Source organism: Rhodococcus sp. PvP016, from assembly GCF_017832185.1.
GTDB lineage: Bacteria > Actinomycetota > Actinomycetes > Mycobacteriales > Mycobacteriaceae > Rhodococcoides.
On the sequence record NZ_JAFIBH010000001.1, the window covers coordinates 4,214,239 to 4,235,496 of the forward strand.

Consider the following 21,258-nt stretch of genomic DNA (forward strand, 5'->3'; position numbering starts at 1 on the left):
GGCACGTCCGCGTCCCGCGGAGCTGTACTGCCGCCGACTGTCGTCGGTTCCGAGAACGACCTCGTCGACGGTGGCTCATGTTCGCCCGCGTGAGAGGTCCTGGAGTCGGCCGGGTGGGCCCACCGCAAGGTAACGCACGACACAGACGTACCGAGCGTCGATGTCGAATGTGAGGCGCAGGTCATATCGGACGGACTGTGTCGGTGCGGCTTGGCACACTCGGGTCATGACCACCGACAGCGACGATCGCGCGTCCGACGTACCGCCACCTGTGCTCGACGCAGTCCGGTCCGCGTCACGCGTGGCCGTGCTCACCGGCGCCGGGATGTCCGCGCAGTCGGGCGTGCCCACGTTCCGCGACGCGCAGACCGGCCTGTGGGAGCGGTACTCACCGGAGGAGTTGGCCAGCCCCGACGCATTCGTCCGCGATCCGGATCTGGTGTGGGCCTGGTACCGACGCCGAGCGCAGCTCGTCGCCGCCTCGAGCCCGAACGCCGGTCATGTGGCCCTCGCGCAGTGGCAGAGGTCCGCACCGCAGCAGACCGTCGAGATCGCCACGCAGAACGTCGACGACCTGCACGAGCGCGCCGGGTCCACCGTGCTGGCGCACGTCCACGGCACGCTGGCCGCGGTGCGGTGCTCGATCTGCGAGGAGCCGTTCGAGGGTCCCGTCGACGATGTGGAGGACGGTGCCGAACGCATCGCGCCGCCCGCGTGCGGTCTCTGCGGCAGCCCGGTCCGCCCCGGCGTCGTATGGTTCGGCGAGCCGCTCCCGGAAGCGGAGTGGGCGGCGGTCGCCGCGTCCGTCGAGGCCGCCGACGTCGTCCTGGTCGTGGGAACGTCCGGAGTGGTCTACCCCTTCGCAGGGCTTCCGGCCCAGGCTCGCAGCGCGGGCGCCGTCGTCATCGAGATCAACCCCGACGAGACCGCCGTCTCCGACATGACCCACCACGTCTGGCGGGCGACCGCGGCCGGCTCCCTGCCCGCACTCGTCGCCGCCGTCACGGAGCAGCAGCGATGACCGAGTGCGTGTTCTGCGACATCGTCGCCCGCCGCGCCCCCGCGACGATCGTTCACGAGACCGACTCGGTGCTCGCGTTCCTCGACATCCGGCCCGTCACCCGCGGGCACACCCTGGTGGTTCCCAAGGTGCACTCGTCGGGGCTCGAGTCACTCGACCCGGCCGTGGGTGGGGAGGTCTTCGCCGCCGGCCAGGCCCTGGCCGGCGCGATGCGCCGCAGCACCCTGGCGGCGGACGGGGTCAACCTCGCCATGAACGACGGGAGAGCGGCGTTCCAGACCGTGTTCCACTCGCACCTGCACGTCGTGCCCCGCCATCACGGCGATCGGATCCGCTTCGTCGCCGGCATGATCACGCGGCGTCAGAGCGAGCCCGAGGCGACCGCCCGGGCGATCCGGGCCGCACTCGACTCCTGACGTCCGACGCGGCCGCTCAGGCGGCGGCGAAGAACCAGGAGACCACGAGAGCGCCGGGATCGATGACGCCGCGCGCCGCGTCGCCGATGTAGCTGGCGCGGCCACGCTGGGCGACGGTGTCCGTCGTGGACTCGGCACCGCGTGTCGCCGCCTCGGCCGCCTCGGCGAGGGCGGCCGAGAGCTCGACCGACCCGGCGTCGCGCAGAGCCCGCGCAGCCGGGTCCAGCGCGTCCACCATGGTCTTGTCTCCCGGCTGCGCGCCGCCGAGATCGGTGATGGCGGCCAGCCCATCGGCCACTCCCGCGGCAACGCTCGCGGTGCTCGCCCCGGCCCCGTCGAGGGCGACCGAGACCCGGTGGAAGAACGCACCGAACAGAGCGCCGGACGTTCCGCCGGCATTGCCGAGGAACCCGCGAGCGAGGATCTCGAACACCGCTGCGGGCGAAGCGTTCTCGTCCACCGCGAAGTCGGCCAGCCCGATCTGCATGTTGACGCCGAAGTCGCCGTCACCGGCTCGGCGATCGAGGTCGGTGAGCTCGTCGATCGACGACCGGACACGCTCGACGAACGACGAGACCCAGGTGGTGACGAACGGGTCGGCCGCGCCGCCCGGCAGCTCCGACGCCGCGGCCGCGTCCGTGTCGTCCACCGCGTCGTCGTGCAGGTCCTGCGCGGGCGAGCGGGGCCACGCGGGCGCCTCGGTCGGGGCGTCCCACAGCCCGAGAATCTCGTCGTCGCAGCGGACGGCGGTCAGCGAGACTCCCGCCATGTCGAACGCCGTCACGAAGCTCCCGACGAGCGTGCGGCGGACGGTGATGCCGCGTCCGTCCAGATACCGCAGTGCGGCGCCGAAGACGATGTCGAGTTCGAGCGGATGGGTCGCGCCGAGTCCGTTGACGATGAGCACGACGTCCTCGCCGCCGGACAGTCCCAGCGAGTCGGCCACGGGTCCGAGCAGCGCCTCGGCGATCTCGGTGGCGGTGAGCGTCGCGACGCGCGCGGTGCCGCGCTCGCCGTGGATACCGACACCGAGTTCGACCTCGTCGTCACCGAGCTCGAAGGACGGGGCCGACGCACCCGGCACCGTGCACGGACGGAAGGCCACCGCCATGCTGCGAGCGCCCTCGGCGACCCGTCGCCCCAGCTCGGCGACGAAGGCGAGGTCGTCGCCGCGGGCAGCGGCGGCGCCGCAGATCTTCTCGACGGCCACTGTCGCTGCGGTTCCGCGTCGGCCCGGCCCGTCCTCGCTCTCGGACGCGACGTCGTCGGCCACGAGCACCGTCTCGACCGTGATGCCGTCGGCGGCACACAGATCGGCCGCGATGCGGAAGTTGATGACATCGCCGGTGTAGTTCTTGACGACGTGGATCACGCCGGCGCCGGCATCGACCGCCCGCGTCGCCGCCCGATCTGCAGCGCGTTCGGGCTCGTGAACACCGACCCCGGCACCGCCGCGTCCAACATCCCGGCGCCGACGAAGCCGGAGTGGAGCGGTTCGTGGCCGGAGCCACCGCCCGACATCACGGCCACACGCCCGTCCGTCGTGCGCTCGCGGCGCGTGAAGTATCCGGGCCGTTCGACGAAGCGGAGGTCGGCGCTGCGCCGGGCGGCGGCGCGGCAGGCGTCGACGATGACGCGGGACGGATCATCGATCATCTTGTGCAGCGACATGCACCCGACACTAACCACGTCGGCACACCGGAGGCGTGCGTGCTGACCTACGCTCCCGCCATGCGCCTGTTTCTCGCGTCCTACCGATTCGGGCTCGCCCGTGATCGGTTCCTCGAGCTCACCGGACCACCCGGCCGCATCGCCGTCATCGCCAACGCGGCGGACTCCTGGCCCGACGCCGCGCGCGCGTCCGCGGTCACCAGCGAGTTCACGCTTCTGCGCTCGGCGGGTTTCCTTCCTGTCGAGGTCGACCTGCGCGAGTTGATGCCGAGCACCGCGCACGACGTCCTGGCCGCCTTCCCCGCCGTGTGGGTCCGCGGGGGGAACACCTTCGTGCTCCGGCGCAGGATGGCGTCGTCCGGTGCCGACGAGGCGATCGCTCGACTGCTCGCGGAGGATGCCGTCGTGTACGGCGGATACAGTGCCGGAGCCTGCGTCGCGGGTCCGACGCTGCGGGGCGTGGAGTACGCCGACCCGCCCGGTGAGGTGGAGCCGACCACGGGCGAGGACGTGCTGTGGACCGGCCTGGGGATCATCGACGACGTGCTCGTACCGCACTGGGCGTCGGACACTCTGGATCCAGACGGAGCGTCGGCCGCGATGGCCGCGGCGTGCGACGCGGCGGGAACGCCGTACCGCACGCTCACCGACGACCAGGTGTACATCGTCGACGGCGGCGACCCCGCGGTGATCTGATTGTCAGCCGCTGTGCGCGATGGGCATCTGGAACGGCGCGAGCCGATCCATCGCCGACCACGCGAGCCGGCATCGCCGCACGGTCATCTCGTCGGCGTCACGGAGCAACGCATCGAGCAGGAGGCCCGGACGTTCGGACCACTGGGCGGCCAGGGCGTCCATCTCGGCGTCGGTGAACAGTCCCGAGCGGCGTAGCGCCGACGTCCACTCGGTCACCTCGCCGCGATGGAGCGACTCGAGGGTGTCGTAGTCGACGCCGCCGGAGACGAAGTCGTAGGAGAACAGCGCCGCCGCGCACTCGAACGGAGTGTTCTTCGCCGGTCTGCGCGACGCTGTCGTCGATGGTGCAGATGCCGACCGTGTGATGTCGTGCGACGGTGCCATGAGTGCCTCCTTCTCGCCCCCTCGGTCTCGGCCCACGTGCCGATCTCCGTCATCCGGACGCTAATCCTCCGACGTGCTCTTGTCGGCCCCCATCGGGGCACGATCTGGTAACAGAGTTGCTCATGTGACTGATGTGAACACCGGTCGGACGCCGACCTCCATGCCGATCGTCCACCTATCTCGCTGTCCTGCACCGTGTCTCGCCATTCCGGCGAGGTCACGGGCGGGGCTGGGGGTAGCGTCGAGACGCAGGACCCGCCGGTCGAGGAAGGTGAGCATCATCGACGATCTCGTGACGTCCCTGACAGACGCGGTCGGAGCCGCCATCGTGGTGACCGATCCGGACATCACCGCCGGCTATCGCCAGGACTGGGCCCGTGATCCGAACGCCGGCACTCCCCTCGCCGTCGTGCGCGCCACCAGCACGGCCGACGTCCGCGCCGTCATGCTCTGGGCGACCGAGCATTCCGTCCCGGTGGTGCCGCGTGGCGCGGGATCGGGTCTGTCCGGCGGCGCGACGGCCGTCGACGGCGGCATCGTGCTGACGACCGAGGCGATGCGCGCCGTCACCGTCGACCCGGTGACGCGGACGGCCGTGGTCCAGCCCGGTCTTCTCAACGTCGAGGTCAAGGCCGCTGCGGCCGAACACGGCCTGTGGTACCCACCGGATCCGTCGTCGTTCGAGATGTGTTCGATCGGCGGCAACGCCGCCACCAACGCCGGTGGCCTGTGCTGCGTCAAGTACGGGGTGACCACGGACTACATCCTCGGTCTCGAGGTGGTCCTCGCCGACGGCACCGTCGTGAACCTGGGCGGCCCGCGCCTGAAGGACTCGGCCGGCCTGTCACTGACCAAACTCTTCGTCGGCAGCGAGGGCGTCCTCGGGATCATCACCGAGGTGACGCTGCGATTGATTCCGGCTCAGCCACCCGCGAGCACGGTCGTGGCCACCTTCACCCGACTGTCCGACGCGACCGACGCCATTCTGGCGATCACCCGCTCGCTGCGTCCCGCCATGCTCGAGTTCATGGACTCCACGTCGATCAACGCCGTGGAGGACGCCATGAAGATGGGCCTCGATCGCACGGCGGCAGCGATGCTCATCGCCCGCTCCGACTCACCCGGCGCACACCGCACCGAGGAGACCGAGACCATGGCCGCGGCGTGCACGGCCGCCGGCGCCGACGAGGTGTTCGTGACCGACGATCCCGACGAGGGCGAAGCGTTCGCCGCGGCCCGGCGCTTCGCCATCCCCGCTGTCGAGCGCACCGGGTCTCTTCTGCTCGAGGACGTCGGAGTTCCGCTGCCCGCACTCGCGGACCTGGTGCAGGGAATCGCGAAGATCGCCGATGCGCGCGGCGTCGTCGTCGCCGTCATCGCCCATGCAGGCGACGGGAACACGCACCCGCTGATCGTGTTCGACCCCGAGGACGCGGACATGGAGGAGCGTGCGCACCAGGCGTTCGGCGAGATCATGACGCTCGCGATCTCGTTGGGCGGCACCATCACCGGGGAACACGGTGTCGGCCGGCTCAAGAAGGCGTGGTTGCCCGATCAGGTGGGCGAGGACGTCATGGAGTTGACCCGGCGCATCAAGCACGCCCTCGATCCCGCGGGCATCCTGAATCCCGGTGCCGTGCTCTAGTTCCGGGTGTACCCGTCGGCGACCTCGAGGACCTCGTCGAGGATCTCGAGTCCCCGGCGGATGTCCTCCTCCGTCGTGATCAGCGGCGGCGCGATCTGCAGCCGATTGCCTGCCACGAACGGCCACAGCCCGCGCTCCTTGGCAGCCTTCGTGACGGCCGCCATGGGAACTGCGGCGGCGCCGGTCGCGTTGAACGGTGTCAACGGCTCTCGGGTTCCCTTGTCCGTCATCAGTTCGACGGCCCAGAAGAACCCCATGCCCCGCACGTCACCGACACTCGGATGCGCCTCGCCCAGCTTGGTGAGCCCCGGCCCGAGGACCTCCTCTCCCACGGCACGGACGTGGCCCAGGATGTCGTCGCGCTCGAACACCTGGATCGACGCGATACCGGCGGCGCAGCCGAGCACGTGGCCCGAATAGGTCAGGCCTCCGGGATACGGCGTGTGGTCGTACCGCTGCGCGATCTCCTCGGAGATCACCACTCCGCCGAGCGGGACGTAACCGGAGTTCACACCCTTCGCGAACGTGATGAGATCGGGCTCGACGCCCCATGCCTGACACGCGAACCAGTGACCGGTCCGGCCGAAACCCACCATCACCTCGTCCGCGATGTACACGATGCCGTAGCGGGTGCAGAGTTCGCGGACGCCGGCCAGATACCCCGGCGGCGGGACCAGCACTCCGTTGGTGCCGACCACCGACTCGAGAATGAGCCCCGCGATGTTCTGCGGTCCCTCCAGCGTGATGACCATCTCGAGGTGGGCCAGCGCCGCGGCCGTCTCCTCCTCCGGGCTGCTCGTATTCCACGGTGAGCGATAGGGATACGGCCCGAAGAACCGGACGACGTCGACGTTGGTCGGCTCGGTTCCCCACCGGCGCGGCTCTCCCGTCAGACCGATGGCCACACCGGTGCCGCCGTGGTACGACCGGTACGCGGCCAGCATCTTGGTCCGCCCGGTGTGCTGGCGAGCGAACCGTACGGCGTGCTCGACGGCCTCGGCCCCGCCCGTCGTGAAGAAGACCCGGTTCAGGTCACCGGGAGCGCGCTCCGCGATCAGTCGGGCGAGTTCGCTGCGCTTGTCGTTCGCGACCGTCGGGGAGATGGTGGTGAGCACACCGGCCTGTTCGACGATGGCCGCCACGATGTCGGGGTGCTGGTGCCCGATGTTGACGTTGACCAGCTGCGAGGAGAAGTCGAGGTACTTCCTGCCCTGGTCGTCCCAGAAGTAGGACCCGGACGCCCCGGTGATGGTGACCGGGTTCAGCTCTGCCTGGGCGGACCAGGAATAGAAGACATGGTCGGTCATGTACCACCTCCGTTATCGGGCGATTCCGGATTCCGTCGCCACCTCTGACGTCATCATGACAGGAAGCACCGACTCGCCGTAGGCGTCCAACGTCGCGGTCTTCGCATCGTGTTGGAGGTAGACCGCGAACTGGTCCACACCGAGCGACTCGAGCCGCCGGAGGCGTTCCACGTGCTGCTCGGGCGAGCCCAGGATGCAGAACCGGTCGACGATCTCGTCGGGCACGAAGTCGGCGTGCGTGTTGCCGGCTCTGCCGTGCTGGTTGTAGTCGTACCCCTGGCGGCCGGCGATGTACTCCGTGAGAGCGGCCGGGACACCGGAGGTCGCTCCGTAGCGGGACACGATGTCGGCCACATGGTTTCCCACCATGCCGCCGAACCACCGGCACTGATCACGGGCATGCGCGGCGGCGGCCTCGGAACCGTCCGTGACATAGGCGGGGGCGGCGACGCAGATGGTCACCGCATCAGGGTCGCGGCCCGCCTTCTCGGCGGCGTCGCGGACGGTGGCCACGGTCCACTCGACGATGTCGGGATCGGCCAGTTGCAGGATGAACCCGTCGGCGACCTGCCCGGTGAGTTCCAACGCCCGCGGGCCGTATCCGGCGATCCACACCTCGAGCTCGGACCGCGACGCCCACGGCAACCGCACCGTGGTCTCGCCGATGCGGGCGGACCGCCCGTTGCCGAGTTCACGGATGATCTCCACCGACTCGGCGAGCCGCGCGATAGTGGTGGGCTTCCCACCCAGCGTGCGCACCGCGGAGTCACCTCGCCCGATCCCGCACACGGTGCGGTTGCCGTACATCTCGTTCAGGGTCGCGAAGGTGGACGCGGTGACCGTCACGTCACGAGTCGACGGATTGGTCACCATCGGTCCGACGACGACCTTGCGGGTGCTCGCCAGGATCTGGCCGTGGATGACGTAGGGCTCCTGCCACAGCAGGTGCGAATCGAAGGTCCACACGTGGGAGAAACCGTGGGTCTCGGCGATGCGAGCGAGTTCGACCACCCGCGAACTGGGCGGTGTGCATTGCAGCACCACTCCGAAGTCCATCCCTCACACCAGATTCTGGGAGAGATCGCGGCGCACGAATTGCCCGTGCCCGGCGCGGCCGAGATATTCGCCGCGGTCGACCACAATGGTCCCGCGCGAGATCACGGTGTCGACGTGGCCGTCCACGGTCATGCCCTCGTAGGCCGAGTAGTCCATTCTCATGTGGTGAGTCTCGACTCCGATGGTGGTGCGGCCGTTCGGGTCGTAGATCACCAGGTCTGCGTCGGCACCGGGCGACACGATGCCCTTGCGCGGATACATTCCGAACATGCGCGCCGGCGTCGTGCAGCACACCTCCACCCACTTCTCGAGGGTGATCTTCCCCGACACCACGCCCTGGTACATCAGGTCCATCCGATGTTCGACCGAGCCGATGCCGTTGGGGATCTTGGAGAAGTCGCCGATGCCCATCTCCTTCTGATCCTTCAGGCAGAAGGGACAGTGATCGGTGCCGACCGTCGAGACGTCCCCTGTGCGGAGGTACCGCCACAGCTCGTCCTGGTGCCCCTCGGCACGGGATCGGAGCGGTGTGGAGCACACCCACTTCGCGCCCTCGAAGCCCGGCGCACCGAGTTGCTCCTCGAGTGAGAGATACAGGTACTGCGGACACGTCTCGGCGAAGACGTTCCGGCCCTTGCCTCGCGCCGTCGCGATCTGCTCGAGCGCCTGTTTCGCCGACACGTGCACCACGTAGAGCGGCGCTCCCGTCACGTCGGCCAGCATGATCGCGCGATGCGTCGCTTCCTCCTCGAGTTGCCACGGCCGGGAGGTGCCGTGGAAGTACGGCGCCGTGTCACCGCGTGCGATCGACTGCTCGACCAGGACGTCGATGGCGATCCCGTTCTCCGCGTGCATCATCAGCAGAGCGCCGGTCTCGGCAGCCGTCTGCATCGCCCGCAGGATCTTCCCGTCGTCCGAGTAGAAGACACCCGGATAGGCCATGAACAGTTTGAAGCTGGTGACCCCCTCGGAGACCAACTCGCTCATGGCCTTCAGTGAGTCGCTGTCGACGTCACCGATGATCTGGTGGAATCCGTAGTCGATCGAGCACGAACCGGCGGCCTTGTCGTGCCACGCGGCGAGGGTGTCCTGCACGCGCATTCCCGGGTTCTGGATGGCGAAGTCGACAATGGTGGTCGTGCCGCCCCACGCCGCGGCGCGCGTCCCCGTCTCGAACGAGTCGGAGGCGAAGGTGCCGCCGAACGGCATCTCCATGTGGGTGTGGCCGTCGACCCCTCCCGGAATCACGTACTTCCCGGTCGCGTCGACGACGACGTCGCTGGACGAGGCGAGGTCGGCGCCCAGCAGCGTCGAACCCGGTTGCAGCACAGCGACGATCGTCTCACCGTCGATCAGGACGTCCAGAGGCTGCGACCCCGTCGGCGAGACGACGACGCCCCCGTGGACGAAGGTCGTGGTCACGGTGTCACCAGGGGACCGTAGGCGTCGGGTCTGCGATCGCGGTAGAACGCCCACCGATCGCGGACGGTCGCGATGAGCGACAGATCCAGATCGCGCACGATCAACTCCGCCGCACTGTCGGAAGCGACCTCCCCGACGAACTTGCCCTCGGGATCGACGAAGTAGCTCGTACCGTAGAAGTCGTTGTCGCCCAACTCCTCGACTCCCACTCGATTGATCGCACCGATGTAGTACTCGTTGGCCACGGCCGACGCCGGTTGCTCGAGCTTCCACAGGTAGTTCGACAGCCCTCGGGAGGTGGCGGACGGATTGAAGACGATCTCCGCCCCGGCCAGTCCGAGTGCGCGCCATCCCTCCGGGAAATGGCGGTCGTAACAGATGTAGACCCCCACTTTGCCGACGGCGGTGTCGAACACCGGCCAGCCCAGATTGCCGGGGCGGAAGTAGAACTTCTCCCAGAAGCCGTTCAGATGCGGAATGTGGTGCTTGCGGTACTTGCCCAGGTATGTGCCGTCCGCGTCCACCACGGCAGCGGTGTTGTACAGAATGCCGGGCTGCTCCTTCTCGTAGACCGGCAGCACCATCACCATGCCGAGTTCCTTCGCGAGCGACTGGAAACGCTCGACGGTGGGACCGGGAACCGATTCGGCGTACTCGTAGAACGACGCGTCCTGCACCTGGCAGAAATACGGGCCGTAGAACAATTCCTGGAAACAGATCACCTGCGCGCCCTGCTCGGCTGCGTCGCGGGCGTAGACCTCGTGGGCCTGGATCATCGATTCCTTGTCGCCGGTCCAGGTGGTCTGAACCAGTGCTGCTCGAACGACAGTCATGACATGACACCTCCGCGTCGGCCCCGTACCGGTGATCCTGCACCCGATCAGCCGGGTCGTCCACCGGTGGAACATCAGCCGTTCGCCACCTCGGCGGGCAGCGGATCGAGCATGTCCACCGAGGATCCGTTCCACCGGTAGCGGACGAGTGCAGGACCGCCGGAGGCCTCCGCTGTCGCCTCGTCGCCGACGAGCCACCGGTACGAGATCGTCACGGTGTCGTCGGTCTGCGCGTACGGGTCGAGGTCCGTGAACGCGTACGGACGTGCCGTCGCCGTTCCGAGGTACGCGCCGTCGTGGAAGAACAGGACCGTCGTGGGGCTCGAGCCCGTGGCGCCGTCGGGGACGGCCATCGCCCAGGCCAGCGTGGCGCAGGGATCGCCCTCGCTGTACAGGCTCCAGGCACTGCCGGAGAAGGTGGGCAGAGAGTCGATCGCGGCGCCGACCACCGAGTCGTCCAGGCACGGATCAGCAGGGGTCTGCCTGTTGCCGTCCACGACCTCCTGCGGCAGGTCGTCGAGCATGACCACGGACGATCCGTTCCAGGTGTAGCGGACGAGCCCGGGTCCGCCGGACTGCTCCGCGGTGGACTCTCCCTCCCGGAGCCACCCGTACGACACCGTGACCGTGTCGTCGGTCTGCGAGTCGACGTCGGTGAACGAGTACGGCAACGCGGTGGCGGTGCCGAGGTAGGTGTCGTCGTGGAAGAACAGCACCGTCCACGGACTCGACCCCGTACCCCCGTCGAGCGCGGCGAGCGCCCACGAGAGCGTCGCGCAGGGATCGCCCTGTCGAACGAGCCGCCACCCGCTACCGAAGAACTGGGGCAGCGAGTCGATGCCCGCTGCCACGACGGAGTCCTCCACGCACGCGGGCGACGGTTCCGGTGCGACCGTCGACGCGGGTTCCTCACCCGGTGTCGGAACCACCGCCGTCGAGGTCGTGGCAGTGGGCGGAGGAGGCGGCGCCGCGGAATCCTGACCGGAGTCGGAGCACCCGCTCGCGAACAGCACGGTCGCGGCCAGGGTCGCGAGAAGTGTTCGTCTCATGATCGGTCCATCCGAGCGAACAGACCGATCGTTACGTCGTCGGCCAATTCGTCATCGATCCGTTACTCGAAAGAATAGGAAACATCATTGTTGTAGAAAGGGTGACCATATCAAGGTCAGCCTGACCTTGCTGGTGGAGACGCTTTTCGAGTATTACCGTCATCGTCATGACTTCCCTCGAAATGCCCCGCGTCAGTGAGTGCAGTGTCAGCGCCTGTTCGTACAACCACGACGGATGCCACGCCTTCGCCATCAATGTCGGAGGCTCGAACGGAACGGCCGATTGCGGCACGTTCATTCCGTTGAGCACCAAGGGCGGTCTCGACACCGTCTCCACTCAGGTCGGCGCGTGCCAGCGCGTCGACTGCTCGTTCAACGACAACCTCGAGTGCAGCGCGGCAGCGGTCCGCATCGGCGCCGGCGAGTCGTCGGACACCGCGAACTGCCTCACCTACAGCAAGGCCTGACGGACCTCAGCTGAAGCCGAGCACCTTCTCGCCCCAGATCTCGCGTAGCTCACGGTCCGGATCCTCGACCAGAGCATCACGCCCGTCGATGACGAGAGTGCGACGGCGCTCGTCGTAGGGCGCCCAGTGCTTCGACCCGTCCAGCGCAGCAGGGACCCCGTGCCACGCGAACGCCACCCAGCGTCGCTGAATTCGCCGGGAGACCTGCTGCGCTGCCTTGCGCCCGCCCAGCCAGAAGGTCGGGTCCCGGTCGAAGGTCCCGAAATTGCCGAAGACGTACGGCAACTCGGTGGCGTGACCGGCGCCGATACGCGCCGCGCGCAGCACGGGCGTCGCGTGATCGAAGCGGTAGACGAACGTCGGCGCTCGTCGGCAGTGAGCCTCCGCGATCCACAGGCTCGGCATCCGGAACCCCGCGTCGCGTGAGAGGGCCAGCGCGCCCGCACTCTTCGGCAGATCCGGGTACGCCGAGAGGATGTCGGCGATACGAGCCGGCGACAGGTCGGGATGGTCCACGGCGATCGCCTCGAACATCGTGCTCACCGTGTCCGAGGTGACGGGCATCAACGGCGACTTCATCAGGCGGAACACCGATGCCTCGTCGTGGTTCGACCCGATGATGAGCGGGACGTCGTGCGCGAAGCCCTTCTGGAACGCGGCCACCGGATACCGCGGCACCACGTCACCGTCGACGACGGGTGCGAATCCCAATGTGCCGGGCACCTTCTCGGGAACCTCGTAGACCAGCTTCTCGGCTGCGTCGACCAGACGCTGGACCGGCATCGTCCGCAACTCCCCTGCCCTCTCCGGCGTCAGGTCCACCAGTTCGAGGAAGCGCTCCGCGGCGACGCGCGCTCGCTCGGGTCCGTAGACCGACGTGGCCGGGGCACTCTGCGCGATGGCCTTGTGGAAGAGGCCCTTCGCTGCGGGAGATGTCATGAGCGTCGTCACCGACGCGCCACCCGACGACTCCCCGAACACGGTGACGTTCGCAGAGTCCCCACCGAATGCATCGATGTTCTCGCGTACCCACGTCAACGCGAAGATCTGGTCGCGCAGACCGATATTCGTCTCGAAGATGTCGTCGTCGGTACCGAACGACGACAGGTCCAGCCACCCCAATGCCCCGACGCGGTAGTTCACGGTCACCACGACGACATCACCGAGGTGAGAGAGGTTGCGGCCGTTGTAGATCCGCTGCGCCGAGGAACCCAGGACATACGCCCCGCCGTGGAGCCACACCATGACCGGGCGGCGCACCCCGTCGGGCGTGGGAGCCCAGACGTTGAGCGTCAGGCAGTCCTCGTCGATGGGGATGGACGGATCCATCGGCACCGGACCGTCGCGCCCCTGGGGCGCCATCGCCCCGAAACTCGCTCCGTCGAGAATCCCGGTCCACGGCTCGGGCGGTCGCGGCGCGCGGAATCGGAGCGGGCCGACAGGCGGAGCCGCGTAGGGAATGCCCTTCCAACTGACGACGTCACCGCGGCCGTGGCCACGTACTTCGCCGTCCCTCGTCGCGATCACGAGGCTGGTCCGGGTTACGTCAGGCACGTCGTCGACGCTACCGGCTGCGACCTACGCCGAGACGAGTCGGCCGAGGGCGAAGAGGGCCGCCGGCGAGTACGCGAGAACGATCGGCGCCAGACCGTCCACGACAAGCCAGGTCTGCGAGCCGGTCCGAGCCTCGTCGACGCCGTGCTCCAGGGTCAGTCCGGCGCTCCGGGCGCCTATCCATGCCCGCCAGGACCAGATCCGAGCGGACTCGTCCACGGACAAGACCTCGAACGACACCCGAATCCCCAGCGGTCCGCGCACGGTGCCCGTCGTCCCTGCCGCGAGACGAGGAGTAGACGCCTCGACACCGAGGATCTGCGGCGCCCACGTCGGCCACAGCGAGATGTCCATGTACCGCTCCCACGCGACGGCCACCGACGCGTCACCACGCCGCCGCAGAGTCTTCTTCACGAACGGCGGGATTCACCGTTCCGGCGCTGCTCAAACTGCCGACAGGTCGCCGCTCCGCAGTTCTCACGCCCGGCGTAGGTCCGAAGCAGACGACACTTACCGAAGCTGTGTGGCAAAGCAGGCTGATCGAGGCCTAGTAGGAGCCTGCCGGCATGGCGATAGCGCAGCGTTACCTTGCCGACAAGGCAACGAAGAGACGTGCGCGGAATGGAGTGCCGCGGTCGGCGGAACTCCTATCAGTGCTGCGGCCACGGTGTACAACGGGCTGACGATGTGCGGTTTGGTTCAGTATCAGGTTGACCAAAGAGAACCAGTCTTCCCCCTGGACTACGGCACTCCCGGCTTTCTGCAGGCAGGTCTCTCGCAGGACGTTGCAGACGGCGTCGCCCGGGCGTCACAGTCGGCAATGGACTATCTGTGCCCCGATTAAGAGCAGTACGTTCTTAAGACACTCTCGTCCACCGATCGCCACATAGGCGGCTTGTCTCCGCGGCGCCTCCAGAGCTCACATCGACTTGCCCCACATCCAGGTGACGACGTCGAGAACGCGCAGCGCACTGATCTCGTCGGGCAATCCTGCAGCATCTCGGATCGTCAGCAGTCGAGTGTGCAGCGCACCGCCATCGGCGCGGAGGGCTTCTCTCACCGGATCTCGGTGAACCTTGACCGTGTTCAGGACGCGAGTGACGACGGAGTCGTAGATCGGCACCAGACGGGGCCGTTTGCGGGCCATCAGCTTTGTCGCTTTGGTGGCGCCGACATCGTTGATGCTGCGCAACTCCGTTTCCAGACGTCGGAGAGATGCCACTTCGTGTGTTTCGTCGACGAGGTCTCGGTCGGGTCCGACAGCTTCCAGCAGCTCGGTCAATCGTGCGGCTCGGGTGACGAGCAGTTCGCGTGCTGCGCGCGCATCGACGTCGACCGACAAGAACGTGATCGCAACCAGATCGTCGGCGGTGAAGCGGTCGGCGTCGGCCACCCGATTCTGCGGTGCCCAACTGTCGAAGTACGCGCCGGTGTAGCACCCGCTGTCGAGGTAAGTGCTGCCGTAGTACTGATGCAAGAGCGCCACCGCATCATCGTCGGTGGCGGCCGTGAGAGGAGGTGGAAGTGTGACGCTCATGGCACGAAGTCTGTCAGGCGTGCGCGGACTCGGAACGCGAAACTTGGTTGACCAACAGCGCAGTCAGGGAGTCCGAGACCGACACGCGGGCGTTCACGACCACCTGTGTCGCACCGTCGAGGCACTTACGGTCGGTGCGCATGAAAGCGCGCGGGAAAAGCCAGAACTGGACCGCACCGGTGTCGTCGACGAAGAGCCCACGCGCCCACAACCCTGACTGCTCGTTCCGCTTCACGGCCACGTCGACGAAGCACCCGAGCAGCACAGCGTGGGCCCCGTTCTCGACCTGCCCACCGAGCACCTCCCGCACCAGGGTCCGGGGAGGGGGTGCTGCACGTCGGTCGACCATTTCGGGAGGCTGTCACAGGCAACCGACATCTACCGGGGTGCACGCGATGCGGAGCTGAGTTCAGCAGGTACGAAGCGCGTCTTCGTACAGCAACTCGGCTTGCTCCGGTGTGTAGTTCTTCTCCAACGCGTTGAGCGCACGCCACTTCGGTATGTCGTTGTACGTCGTTTTGCAGAGTTCTGCGAAGAGCTTCGTGTAGCGAGATTCGTCGAAACCGTCGGGATACAACTCGTCCCTCACCGACTGCGTCGTTGGAACCACCACCGGGCTCGGGGCCATGGGACCGCAATTCGGACTGGTCGATGCCTGTAGTCGGGCCTGTTCCATCGAAATGCCCGTGACCGAGTTCAAATGTGATGCAGCGTCCTCGACGCAAGCTTCATAGGCCGATCCCCCTGCAAGCGAATCATCTGAACCACCGTCATCGAGAAGTGAAGCGACGCCGATTCCGGCGAGCAGCAGCACGAGTGCTGCACCTACGACAACAACCACGGTTCGGGCGCCGATCCTCTTACGACCTACACCGCGTTCATCACTCACGATCGTTGTATCGAGTGAACGAGCTCAGCGTTACTGCTGGTGTTGTGCGGTGGCCACCGGACGCGCGTCCGTGATGCGACACTGGATCCCTCCGCGAGGCCGCTACCGCTGCGATCTATTTCCTGAGTTACGCGTCGGTGGGCCCCCGGGTGGGCGATACGGTCGAGCTGTGACATTTTCGAATGGGTCGCCCCCCGCCGGCTGGTACCCGGACCCGGATCCACAGGCGCCGCAGTTTCCGCAGTCGCCACGGTTTCGCTGGTGGGACGGCCAAAGATGGACCGATCGAGTCAACCCTCCGGAGACCACCGCGCCGGCTACACCGACGACTCCCGGCCGGCAGTCGATGGGCTTGCGCAAACCACCCACGTCCGTCCCGACACCTCGGCCGGGCGTCGAAAACACCGGCGCTCCCCAGGCATCAGGGGCACACTCCGACGCCCGTTCCGTAGATCCCCACGTCGTGCCCACTGCTCGACCCGAACGGCCGGCGCGCACGTGGTGGATCGCGGGGGCGGCGGCTTTGGTGGCTCTCGTCGTGATCGGCGTCGTCGTGGTGTCCGTCCGAGACTCACGTGACGCTATGGACACCAGCGCCCTGCCCTCTGTTCTGAGTTGTCGGATCCAGTCGACGTCAGAGCCTTTGAGCAAGGGGGCGACCGTCAACAGTGTTCCGCCGTCGGTGCTGGCCAAGGGAGGCACGGCAGAATTGCTTGACGAGAACCAGCTGCTACTGAAGCTGGAGTTCTCCGGTCCACTACCGCCCCCGCCGACGAATGTTGGCACATCGGAGGCGCCCTTCTCAGTAGGTCTGGGCTACGCTTTCATCATCAACTTGGACCGTCCGGAAACTCACGCATACACAGTCTTTCGTGGTGACAATGGCTGGGAGCTTACAGATTTCGGTGATGGCTCAGCTCCCGGGACTGTGCTCGACGACGTCCCGAACATCACGGTCGGTCCCGACTTCGTAGACCTCATTCTCGAGTTGGACAAACTCCCCGTCCTACCAAAACGACTGGACCCAGTCGTTTACGTCGACACGACCAGCCGAACCTCGCCGTACGCGGACGTCGACTACTACCTGGAGCAGGCGTGCGAGTGATGGGACCAAGCGAACGGTCGTCGGTACCGAAACACCAAAGCCCCGCAGTTTCCCAGTCACCACGGGTTCGCTGCCGTCGTCCGGTGTGTCGGGTGAACTGATTGCGCGCAAGTCCCCGACTCGTCTCATGCGAAACACCTCGGAACGTCGAGAGGTCAGTCGACAAGGTTCGGTCGCGCTGTCATCCGATCGGATGAACATTCGTGTCCGGCGTGCGGTGCCAGTTTCGATTGAGAGATCATCACCGCGTGTCGACTCCACACCATCCAGCGGCGGCCGGCCATTCCGGGCACGCCGAACCGTTCGAGATCACGAGCTACTCCGAGGCGTCGGGCGATGTTCTGTCGTTGACCGTTGCCGTTCGCTATCTGGAGTCGGCGCCGTCAGGACCCGCAATAGTGGGAGTGCACCTGCCCTACTGGCTGCTGTTCGTCGCCGGTTCGCTGCACTGGACCGTCGTCAGCGGGTCCGATCGCGCGACCCGGCGACATCCAGAGTGGACGCCGACGCGCCACGGAGCCATGTTGTGGAGGAGTGGATCACACGGCCCGGGTGACCTCATCGTGATCGGGTTCGACGTCCAGGCCGCATCGTTACCATCGAACGACACTGCCGAAGACCGGGTCGAGGTGTTCGCCCGGCCGAGCGCCGGCACCTCGACGCGTGCATCGCTGTCGATCGACGAGGTCCGCAGCGTTTCGTCCGCTTCGGCACCCGATGGGCCTGACCCGATGCTCGCCAGGATGGTGTACGAGCACACGGCAGGTGACAGGCCCGCAGCAGCACGCGCTCTCGAATCATGGTTGCGCACCCACACACTCGACGATCTGGACAAACCCGAGGAGTTCTATTCGGTCCTGTCCGACGTGGCCGATCTTCTTCGAGACTCAGGCGATCACCGACGTAGACGCGACGTCGCATCGTTCGTCTACAACTTGCCCAACGAAGTACCGCTTTCGTTCCGGCTCCACGACATCAGCAGCATTGCGGATTCCTCGGTCCAACTGAATGATTTCAGAGGCGCACGACTATGGGCCGACACGGGGCGTCAGCTGATCGGCGACTCGACCGAATACGAAAAATACTCTCTACGGTTTGCGTATTACTCGGTGTTCGAACTCATTTCTGGCCACAAGGACTCGTGGCGGGCGCTGGTCTCGCTCGCCGATCGAGTCTGCGCCACTTTCCCGGAAGCGCAGGCGAATCAACCGTGGTTCTACTTCTACATTCGTGCGATGCAGATACGCGCGCTGTTCTACCTGGGTGACACAGCACAGGCCGAGCGAGACGCGAGCGCTCTCCTGTCCGTTGCTCAGGACGACACCCTCGACGAGAACTACCGGATGGGCCGCGCTCACGTGCTTCTCGCTGCGAGCGTCGTCCAGAAAGCGGAGTGGAAGAGTCCCACCGCGTACCGCCGCAAGGCGGCCCTTGCCGCCCACTCCATTCGACTGTACAACGACATCTACACAGGTCATCGCGAGCGGTATGGAGTCGAAGACGAGCGCACCATCGTCGCCGCCAAGAACGTCGCATACGCCATGGATCGGTCCAAGGGCGTGTTCAAGGACTACGCCCTCGGTGAACTCAGGGGTGAAATCAACGGGCAACTCCAGGACGCCGCGCTGGATGTCTGGACATCGAACTTCGGTGACGTGGACCTGGGCGGCTACCTCGATTGGATGGGGACTCTACCCGGGTAACGGTCGCGCTCAGCACGATTGGGCGCAAAGCTGACCGCGACACCCGCACCTCAGGCGTGCGAGTGATGGGATACACGCGAACGGTCGTCGGTATCGAAACACCACAGCCCCGCAGCACGAATGCTGCGGGGCTGTGGTGGCGGAACGGGTCGTGATCAGGCTCCCAGGAGCCCCGGAATGAGATCGCCCAGCGCACGCTGTGCGTCGTCGACGGCCTGGCGGACCGGCTCGGGAGCCGTGGCCAGCGCGTCCTGAACCGGCTGCGGCGCAACCGGTGCCGGTGCACTCACCGGCTGAGAGGCCTGGACCGGCCCGATCGGGTCGGCTGTCGGCGCCGCCACGGTCGTCGGGGCCACACCGAGACCCGGCAGGGGCTCTCCGATCCGGTTGGCGTCGTTCTGCTCAGCGACACCCACGCGGTTCGGCTCGTCCCAGGGATCGGGAGTCGAGGTCGTCGGGTACGGGACACGCTCGGCGCGCACATGGCTGCCCTCGGTTGCCCCCACGAGGACCTACGTTACAGGGAGTCCGGCACCGCGAACGGCATTGTCGTCACGCCGAGACGAGTCGGCCGAGGGCGAAGAGGGCCGCCGGCGAGTACGCGAGAACGATCGGCGCCAGACCGTCCACGACAAGCCAGGTCTGCGAGCCGGTCCGAGCCTCGTCGACGCCGTGCTCCAGGGTCAGTCCGGCGCTCCGGGCGCCTATCCATGCCCGCCAGGACCAGATCCGAGCGGACTCGTCCACGGACAAGACCTCGAACGACACCCGAATCCCCAGCGGTCCGCGCACGGTGCCCGTCGTCCCTGCCGCGAGACGAGGAGTAGACGCCTCGACACCGAGGATCTGCGGCGCCCACGTCGGCCACAGCGAGATGTCCATGTACCGCTCCCACGCGACGGCCACCGACGCGTCACCACGCCGCCGCAGAGTCTTCTTCATGCGCACGGGATTCACCACGGGACCCGGGGTCAACCCGACGACGGTCGAACGCCCGGGTTCAGTTCCGCTGCGCAATGGCCGGGCGTAGTGTCCGAAACTGACTTCACTATCTTCGCCATCGACCGTCAGTGGCCGGTGGCCGACATGTAGGCGGCGACAAGGATGACCACACAGGCATCGGCCAATCACACGGCCAAAGTCATCGGCGTGACCATTGCGGCCGCCGTCGGCGGCTTCCTCTTCGGTTTCGACAGTTCCGTCATCAACGGCGCCGTCGACTCCATCCAGGGCAGATTCGCCCTCGGCGAGTTCCTCACCGGCTTCACCGTCGCGATCGCCCTGCTCGGGTGCGCGGCGGGCGCCTGGTTCGCCGGCGGACTGGCCGACCGGTGGGGACGCAAGAAGGTGATGCTGCTCGGATCCGCCCTCTTCATCATCTCGTCGGTCGGTTCGGGGCTTGCCTTCAGCGTTCCCGACCTGATGCTGTGGCGTGTGCTCGGCGGTCTCGGCATCGGCATCGCGTCGGTCATCGCCCCCGCGTACATCGCGGAGATCTCGCCGGCCCGGATGCGCGGCAGCCTCGCGTCGCTGCAGCAGCTGGCCATCACGATCGGCATCTTCGCCGCACTGCTCTCGGACGCCGTGCTGGCGGATCGTGCGGACGGTGCGTCCAACGACCTGTGGCTCGGCCTCGAGGCGTGGCGATGGATGTTCATCGTCGGCGTGATTCCGGCTGTCGTCTACGGCGTGCTCGCACTGCTCATTCCCGAGTCACCGCGCTACCTCGTGGGCAAGCACCTCGACGAGGAGGCCGCGCAGATTCTCGCGAACATCACCGGTGAGAAGCACCCGAACGAGCGCATCCACGAGATCCGCCTGACACTGCGCAAGGAACAGCGCTCGTCGTTCGCCGATATCCGCGGTCCGCGCTTCGGTCTGCAGCCGTTGGTGTGGGTCGGCATCATCATGGCCGTCCTGCAGCAGTTCGTCGGTATCAACGCGATCTTCTACTACTCCACCACGCTGTGGAAGTCCGTGGGCTTCACCGAGAGTCAGTCCTTCACCACGTCGGTCATCACCTCCGTGATCAACGTGGCCATGACGTTCGTGGCCATTCTCTTCGTCGACCGGGTAGGTCGGCGCAATCTGCTCATGGCCGGCTCCATCGGCATGTTCGTCGGTCTCCTCATGGCGGCGATCGCGTTCTCCCAGCAGATCGGCACCGGTGACGAGGTCTCCCTGCCCGATCCCTGGGGCGTCGTGGCGCTGATCGGCGCGAACCTGTTCGTCATCTTCTTCGCGTCGACGTGGGGACCGATCATGTGGGTCCTGCTCGGCGAGATGTTCCCGAACCGTATGCGCGCCATGGCTCTCGGTATCGGTACGGCTGCGAACTGGGTGGCCAACTTCGTCATCTCGCTGCTGTTCCCGTCGCTCACCGAGATGGTCGGACTCTCCATCGTCTACGGCGGCTTCGCACTCTTCGCCGCCCTGTCGTTCTTCTTCGTGAAGTCCAAGATCCCCGAGACCAAGGGCATGGAACTGGAGGACATGAAGTAGC

The 21,258-nt window shown here is 66.9% G+C and carries 21 protein-coding genes and 2 pseudogenes; 9 read left to right on the plus strand and 14 right to left on the minus strand.

Features of this window, described 5'->3' with window-relative positions; genetic code table 11:
- The first annotated feature begins 226 nt into the window (after positions 1 to 226).
- Both JOE30_RS19725 and JOE30_RS19730 read left to right on the plus strand, forming a co-directional pair.
- Entirely contained in the window at positions 227 to 1,021 is a 795-nt protein-coding gene (locus tag JOE30_RS19725) for an NAD-dependent deacylase (RefSeq protein WP_204868667.1), read from the plus strand.
- Entirely contained in the window at positions 1,018 to 1,437 is a 420-nt protein-coding gene (locus JOE30_RS19730; RefSeq protein WP_204868668.1) for an HIT family protein, read from the plus strand. Before JOE30_RS19725 ends, JOE30_RS19730 begins: the two co-directional genes overlap by 4 nt.
- A 16-nt stretch (positions 1,438 to 1,453) precedes the next feature.
- Here JOE30_RS19730 and dhaL read toward each other — a convergent pair.
- Positions 1,454 to 3,108, minus strand: a pseudogene (gene dhaL, locus JOE30_RS21855) (dihydroxyacetone kinase subunit DhaL).
- A gap of 60 nt (positions 3,109 to 3,168) precedes the next feature.
- On the opposite strand from dhaL, the gene JOE30_RS19740 reads away from it, so the two are divergent.
- Entirely contained in the window at positions 3,169 to 3,804 is a 636-nt protein-coding gene (locus JOE30_RS19740) for a Type 1 glutamine amidotransferase-like domain-containing protein (protein ID WP_204868669.1), read from the plus strand.
- Positions 3,805 to 3,807: 3 nt separating this feature from the next.
- Here the strand turns inward: JOE30_RS19740 and JOE30_RS19745 are convergent, their stop codons facing one another.
- Entirely contained in the window at positions 3,808 to 4,188 is a 381-nt protein-coding gene (locus JOE30_RS19745) for a hypothetical protein (RefSeq protein ID WP_239532428.1), read from the minus strand.
- A 271-nt stretch (positions 4,189 to 4,459) separates the two neighbouring features.
- Here JOE30_RS19745 and JOE30_RS19750 point away from each other — a divergent pair, with 271 nt between their 5' ends.
- A complete protein-coding gene (locus tag JOE30_RS19750) occupies positions 4,460 to 5,833 on the plus strand; it encodes an FAD-binding oxidoreductase (RefSeq protein WP_204868670.1) in 1,374 nt (457 codons plus the stop codon).
- Here the strand turns inward: JOE30_RS19750 and JOE30_RS19755 are convergent.
- The 5 genes from JOE30_RS19755 to JOE30_RS19775 form a co-directional block, all read right to left on the minus strand.
- Complete coding sequence (locus JOE30_RS19755; protein ID WP_204868671.1) at positions 5,830 to 7,140, minus strand: aspartate aminotransferase family protein; 1,311 nt, start codon at positions 7,138 to 7,140, stop codon at positions 5,830 to 5,832. The two genes, JOE30_RS19750 and JOE30_RS19755, sit on opposite strands and share 4 nt — an antisense overlap.
- A 12-nt stretch (positions 7,141 to 7,152) precedes the next feature.
- Complete coding sequence (locus JOE30_RS19760; RefSeq protein WP_204868672.1) at positions 7,153 to 8,196, minus strand: TIGR03842 family LLM class F420-dependent oxidoreductase; 1,044 nt, start codon at positions 8,194 to 8,196, stop codon at positions 7,153 to 7,155.
- A 3-nt stretch (positions 8,197 to 8,199) separates the two neighbouring features.
- Positions 8,200 to 9,618 (minus strand): dihydropyrimidinase, encoded by a 1,419-nt coding sequence (gene hydA / locus JOE30_RS19765; RefSeq protein WP_204868673.1) that lies wholly within the window; start codon positions 9,616 to 9,618, stop codon positions 8,200 to 8,202.
- Positions 9,615 to 10,451 (minus strand): nitrilase-related carbon-nitrogen hydrolase, encoded by an 837-nt coding sequence (locus JOE30_RS19770; RefSeq protein ID WP_204868674.1) that lies wholly within the window; start codon positions 10,449 to 10,451, stop codon positions 9,615 to 9,617. Before JOE30_RS19770 ends, hydA begins: the two co-directional genes overlap by 4 nt.
- Before the next feature lie 74 nt (positions 10,452 to 10,525).
- Entirely contained in the window at positions 10,526 to 11,500 is a 975-nt protein-coding gene (locus tag JOE30_RS19775) for an LppP/LprE family lipoprotein (protein ID WP_204868675.1), read from the minus strand.
- Between the two features lie 167 nt (positions 11,501 to 11,667).
- Here JOE30_RS19775 and JOE30_RS19780 point away from each other — a divergent pair, with 167 nt between their 5' ends.
- Positions 11,668 to 11,967: a DUF1540 domain-containing protein gene (locus JOE30_RS19780; RefSeq protein ID WP_027504961.1), complete on the plus strand. Its 300-nt coding sequence runs from the start codon at positions 11,668 to 11,670 to the stop codon at positions 11,965 to 11,967.
- Positions 11,968 to 11,973: 6 nt separating this feature from the next.
- On the opposite strand, the gene JOE30_RS19785 is transcribed toward JOE30_RS19780, so the two are convergent.
- The 5 genes from JOE30_RS19785 to JOE30_RS19805 all read right to left on the minus strand — a co-directional run bounded on the left by JOE30_RS19785 (position 11,974) and on the right by JOE30_RS19805 (position 15,947).
- The gene (locus JOE30_RS19785; protein ID WP_204868676.1) at positions 11,974 to 13,521 is read right to left on the minus strand and encodes a carboxylesterase/lipase family protein; all 1,548 of its coding nucleotides are present in this window, start codon (positions 13,519 to 13,521) and stop codon (positions 11,974 to 11,976) included.
- 24 nt (positions 13,522 to 13,545) lie between these two features.
- Complete coding sequence (locus tag JOE30_RS19790) at positions 13,546 to 13,935, minus strand: SRPBCC family protein (protein ID WP_204868677.1); 390 nt, start codon at positions 13,933 to 13,935, stop codon at positions 13,546 to 13,548.
- Between the two features lie 505 nt (positions 13,936 to 14,440).
- Positions 14,441 to 15,058 (minus strand): DUF6308 family protein, encoded by a 618-nt coding sequence (locus JOE30_RS19795; RefSeq protein WP_204868678.1) that lies wholly within the window; start codon positions 15,056 to 15,058, stop codon positions 14,441 to 14,443.
- Positions 15,059 to 15,071: 13 nt separating this feature from the next.
- Positions 15,072 to 15,407, minus strand: coding sequence for a hypothetical protein (locus tag JOE30_RS19800; protein ID WP_204868679.1), 336 nt, complete (start codon positions 15,405 to 15,407; stop codon positions 15,072 to 15,074).
- Positions 15,408 to 15,467: 60 nt separating this feature from the next.
- Positions 15,468 to 15,947 (minus strand): hypothetical protein, encoded by a 480-nt coding sequence (locus JOE30_RS19805; RefSeq protein WP_204868680.1) that lies wholly within the window; start codon positions 15,945 to 15,947, stop codon positions 15,468 to 15,470.
- A 73-nt stretch (positions 15,948 to 16,020) separates the two neighbouring features.
- Between JOE30_RS19805 and JOE30_RS21860 the strand changes: the two are divergent.
- The 3 genes and pseudogenes from JOE30_RS21860 to JOE30_RS19815 form a co-directional block, all read left to right on the plus strand.
- A pseudogene (locus tag JOE30_RS21860) lies at positions 16,021 to 16,254 on the plus strand (DUF2510 domain-containing protein); the annotation flags it as partial.
- A 231-nt stretch (positions 16,255 to 16,485) separates the two neighbouring features.
- Positions 16,486 to 17,052, plus strand: a complete 567-nt coding sequence (locus JOE30_RS21420; protein WP_239532429.1) for a hypothetical protein — start codon at positions 16,486 to 16,488, stop codon at positions 17,050 to 17,052.
- Between the two features lie 248 nt (positions 17,053 to 17,300).
- Positions 17,301 to 18,755, plus strand: a complete 1,455-nt coding sequence (locus JOE30_RS19815; RefSeq protein ID WP_204868682.1) for a hypothetical protein — start codon at positions 17,301 to 17,303, stop codon at positions 18,753 to 18,755.
- Positions 18,756 to 18,910: 155 nt separating this feature from the next.
- On the opposite strand, the gene JOE30_RS19820 is transcribed toward JOE30_RS19815, so the two are convergent.
- Together JOE30_RS19820 and JOE30_RS19825 are read right to left on the minus strand one after the other, a co-directional pair.
- Positions 18,911 to 19,261 carry a hypothetical protein gene (locus JOE30_RS19820; protein ID WP_204868683.1) on the minus strand — a complete coding sequence of 117 codons (351 nt, stop codon included), beginning with the start codon at positions 19,259 to 19,261 and terminating at the stop codon, positions 18,911 to 18,913.
- A gap of 46 nt (positions 19,262 to 19,307) precedes the next feature.
- The gene (locus JOE30_RS19825; RefSeq protein ID WP_204868677.1) at positions 19,308 to 19,697 is read right to left on the minus strand and encodes an SRPBCC family protein; all 390 of its coding nucleotides are present in this window, start codon (positions 19,695 to 19,697) and stop codon (positions 19,308 to 19,310) included.
- 162 nt (positions 19,698 to 19,859) lie between these two features.
- On the opposite strand from JOE30_RS19825, the gene JOE30_RS19830 reads away from it, so the two are divergent.
- Positions 19,860 to 21,257, plus strand: a complete 1,398-nt coding sequence (locus tag JOE30_RS19830) for a sugar porter family MFS transporter (protein WP_027504958.1) — start codon at positions 19,860 to 19,862, stop codon at positions 21,255 to 21,257.
- Position 21,258 lies beyond the last annotated feature (1 nt).

What these genes read in the sequence shown, in the direction of transcription:
- JOE30_RS19725 (WP_204868667.1), top strand. Translation starts at nt 227, where the DNA reads ATGACCACCGACAGCGACGATCGCGCGTCCGACGTACCGCCACCTGTG.
- JOE30_RS19730 (WP_204868668.1), top strand. Translation starts at nt 1,018, where the DNA reads ATGACCGAGTGCGTGTTCTGCGACATCGTCGCCCGCCGCGCCCCCGCG.
- JOE30_RS19740 (WP_204868669.1), top strand. Translation starts at nt 3,169, where the DNA reads ATGCGCCTGTTTCTCGCGTCCTACCGATTCGGGCTCGCCCGTGATCGG.
- JOE30_RS19745 (WP_239532428.1), bottom strand. Translation starts at nt 4,188, where the DNA reads ATGGCACCGTCGCACGACATCACACGGTCGGCATCTGCACCATCGACG.
- JOE30_RS19755 (WP_204868671.1), bottom strand. Translation starts at nt 7,140, where the DNA reads ATGACCGACCATGTCTTCTATTCCTGGTCCGCCCAGGCAGAGCTGAAC.
- JOE30_RS19760 (WP_204868672.1), bottom strand. Translation starts at nt 8,196, where the DNA reads ATGGACTTCGGAGTGGTGCTGCAATGCACACCGCCCAGTTCGCGGGTG.
- JOE30_RS19770 (WP_204868674.1), bottom strand. Translation starts at nt 10,451, where the DNA reads ATGACTGTCGTTCGAGCAGCACTGGTTCAGACCACCTGGACCGGCGAC.
- JOE30_RS19775 (WP_204868675.1), bottom strand. Translation starts at nt 11,500, where the DNA reads ATGAGACGAACACTTCTCGCGACCCTGGCCGCGACCGTGCTGTTCGCG.
- JOE30_RS19780 (WP_027504961.1), top strand. Translation starts at nt 11,668, where the DNA reads ATGACTTCCCTCGAAATGCCCCGCGTCAGTGAGTGCAGTGTCAGCGCC.
- JOE30_RS19795 (WP_204868678.1), bottom strand. Translation starts at nt 15,058, where the DNA reads ATGAGCGTCACACTTCCACCTCCTCTCACGGCCGCCACCGACGATGAT.
- JOE30_RS19800 (WP_204868679.1), bottom strand. Translation starts at nt 15,407, where the DNA reads ATGGTCGACCGACGTGCAGCACCCCCTCCCCGGACCCTGGTGCGGGAG.
- JOE30_RS19825 (WP_204868677.1), bottom strand. Translation starts at nt 19,697, where the DNA reads ATGAAGAAGACTCTGCGGCGGCGTGGTGACGCGTCGGTGGCCGTCGCG.
- JOE30_RS19830 (WP_027504958.1), top strand. Translation starts at nt 19,860, where the DNA reads ATGACCACACAGGCATCGGCCAATCACACGGCCAAAGTCATCGGCGTG.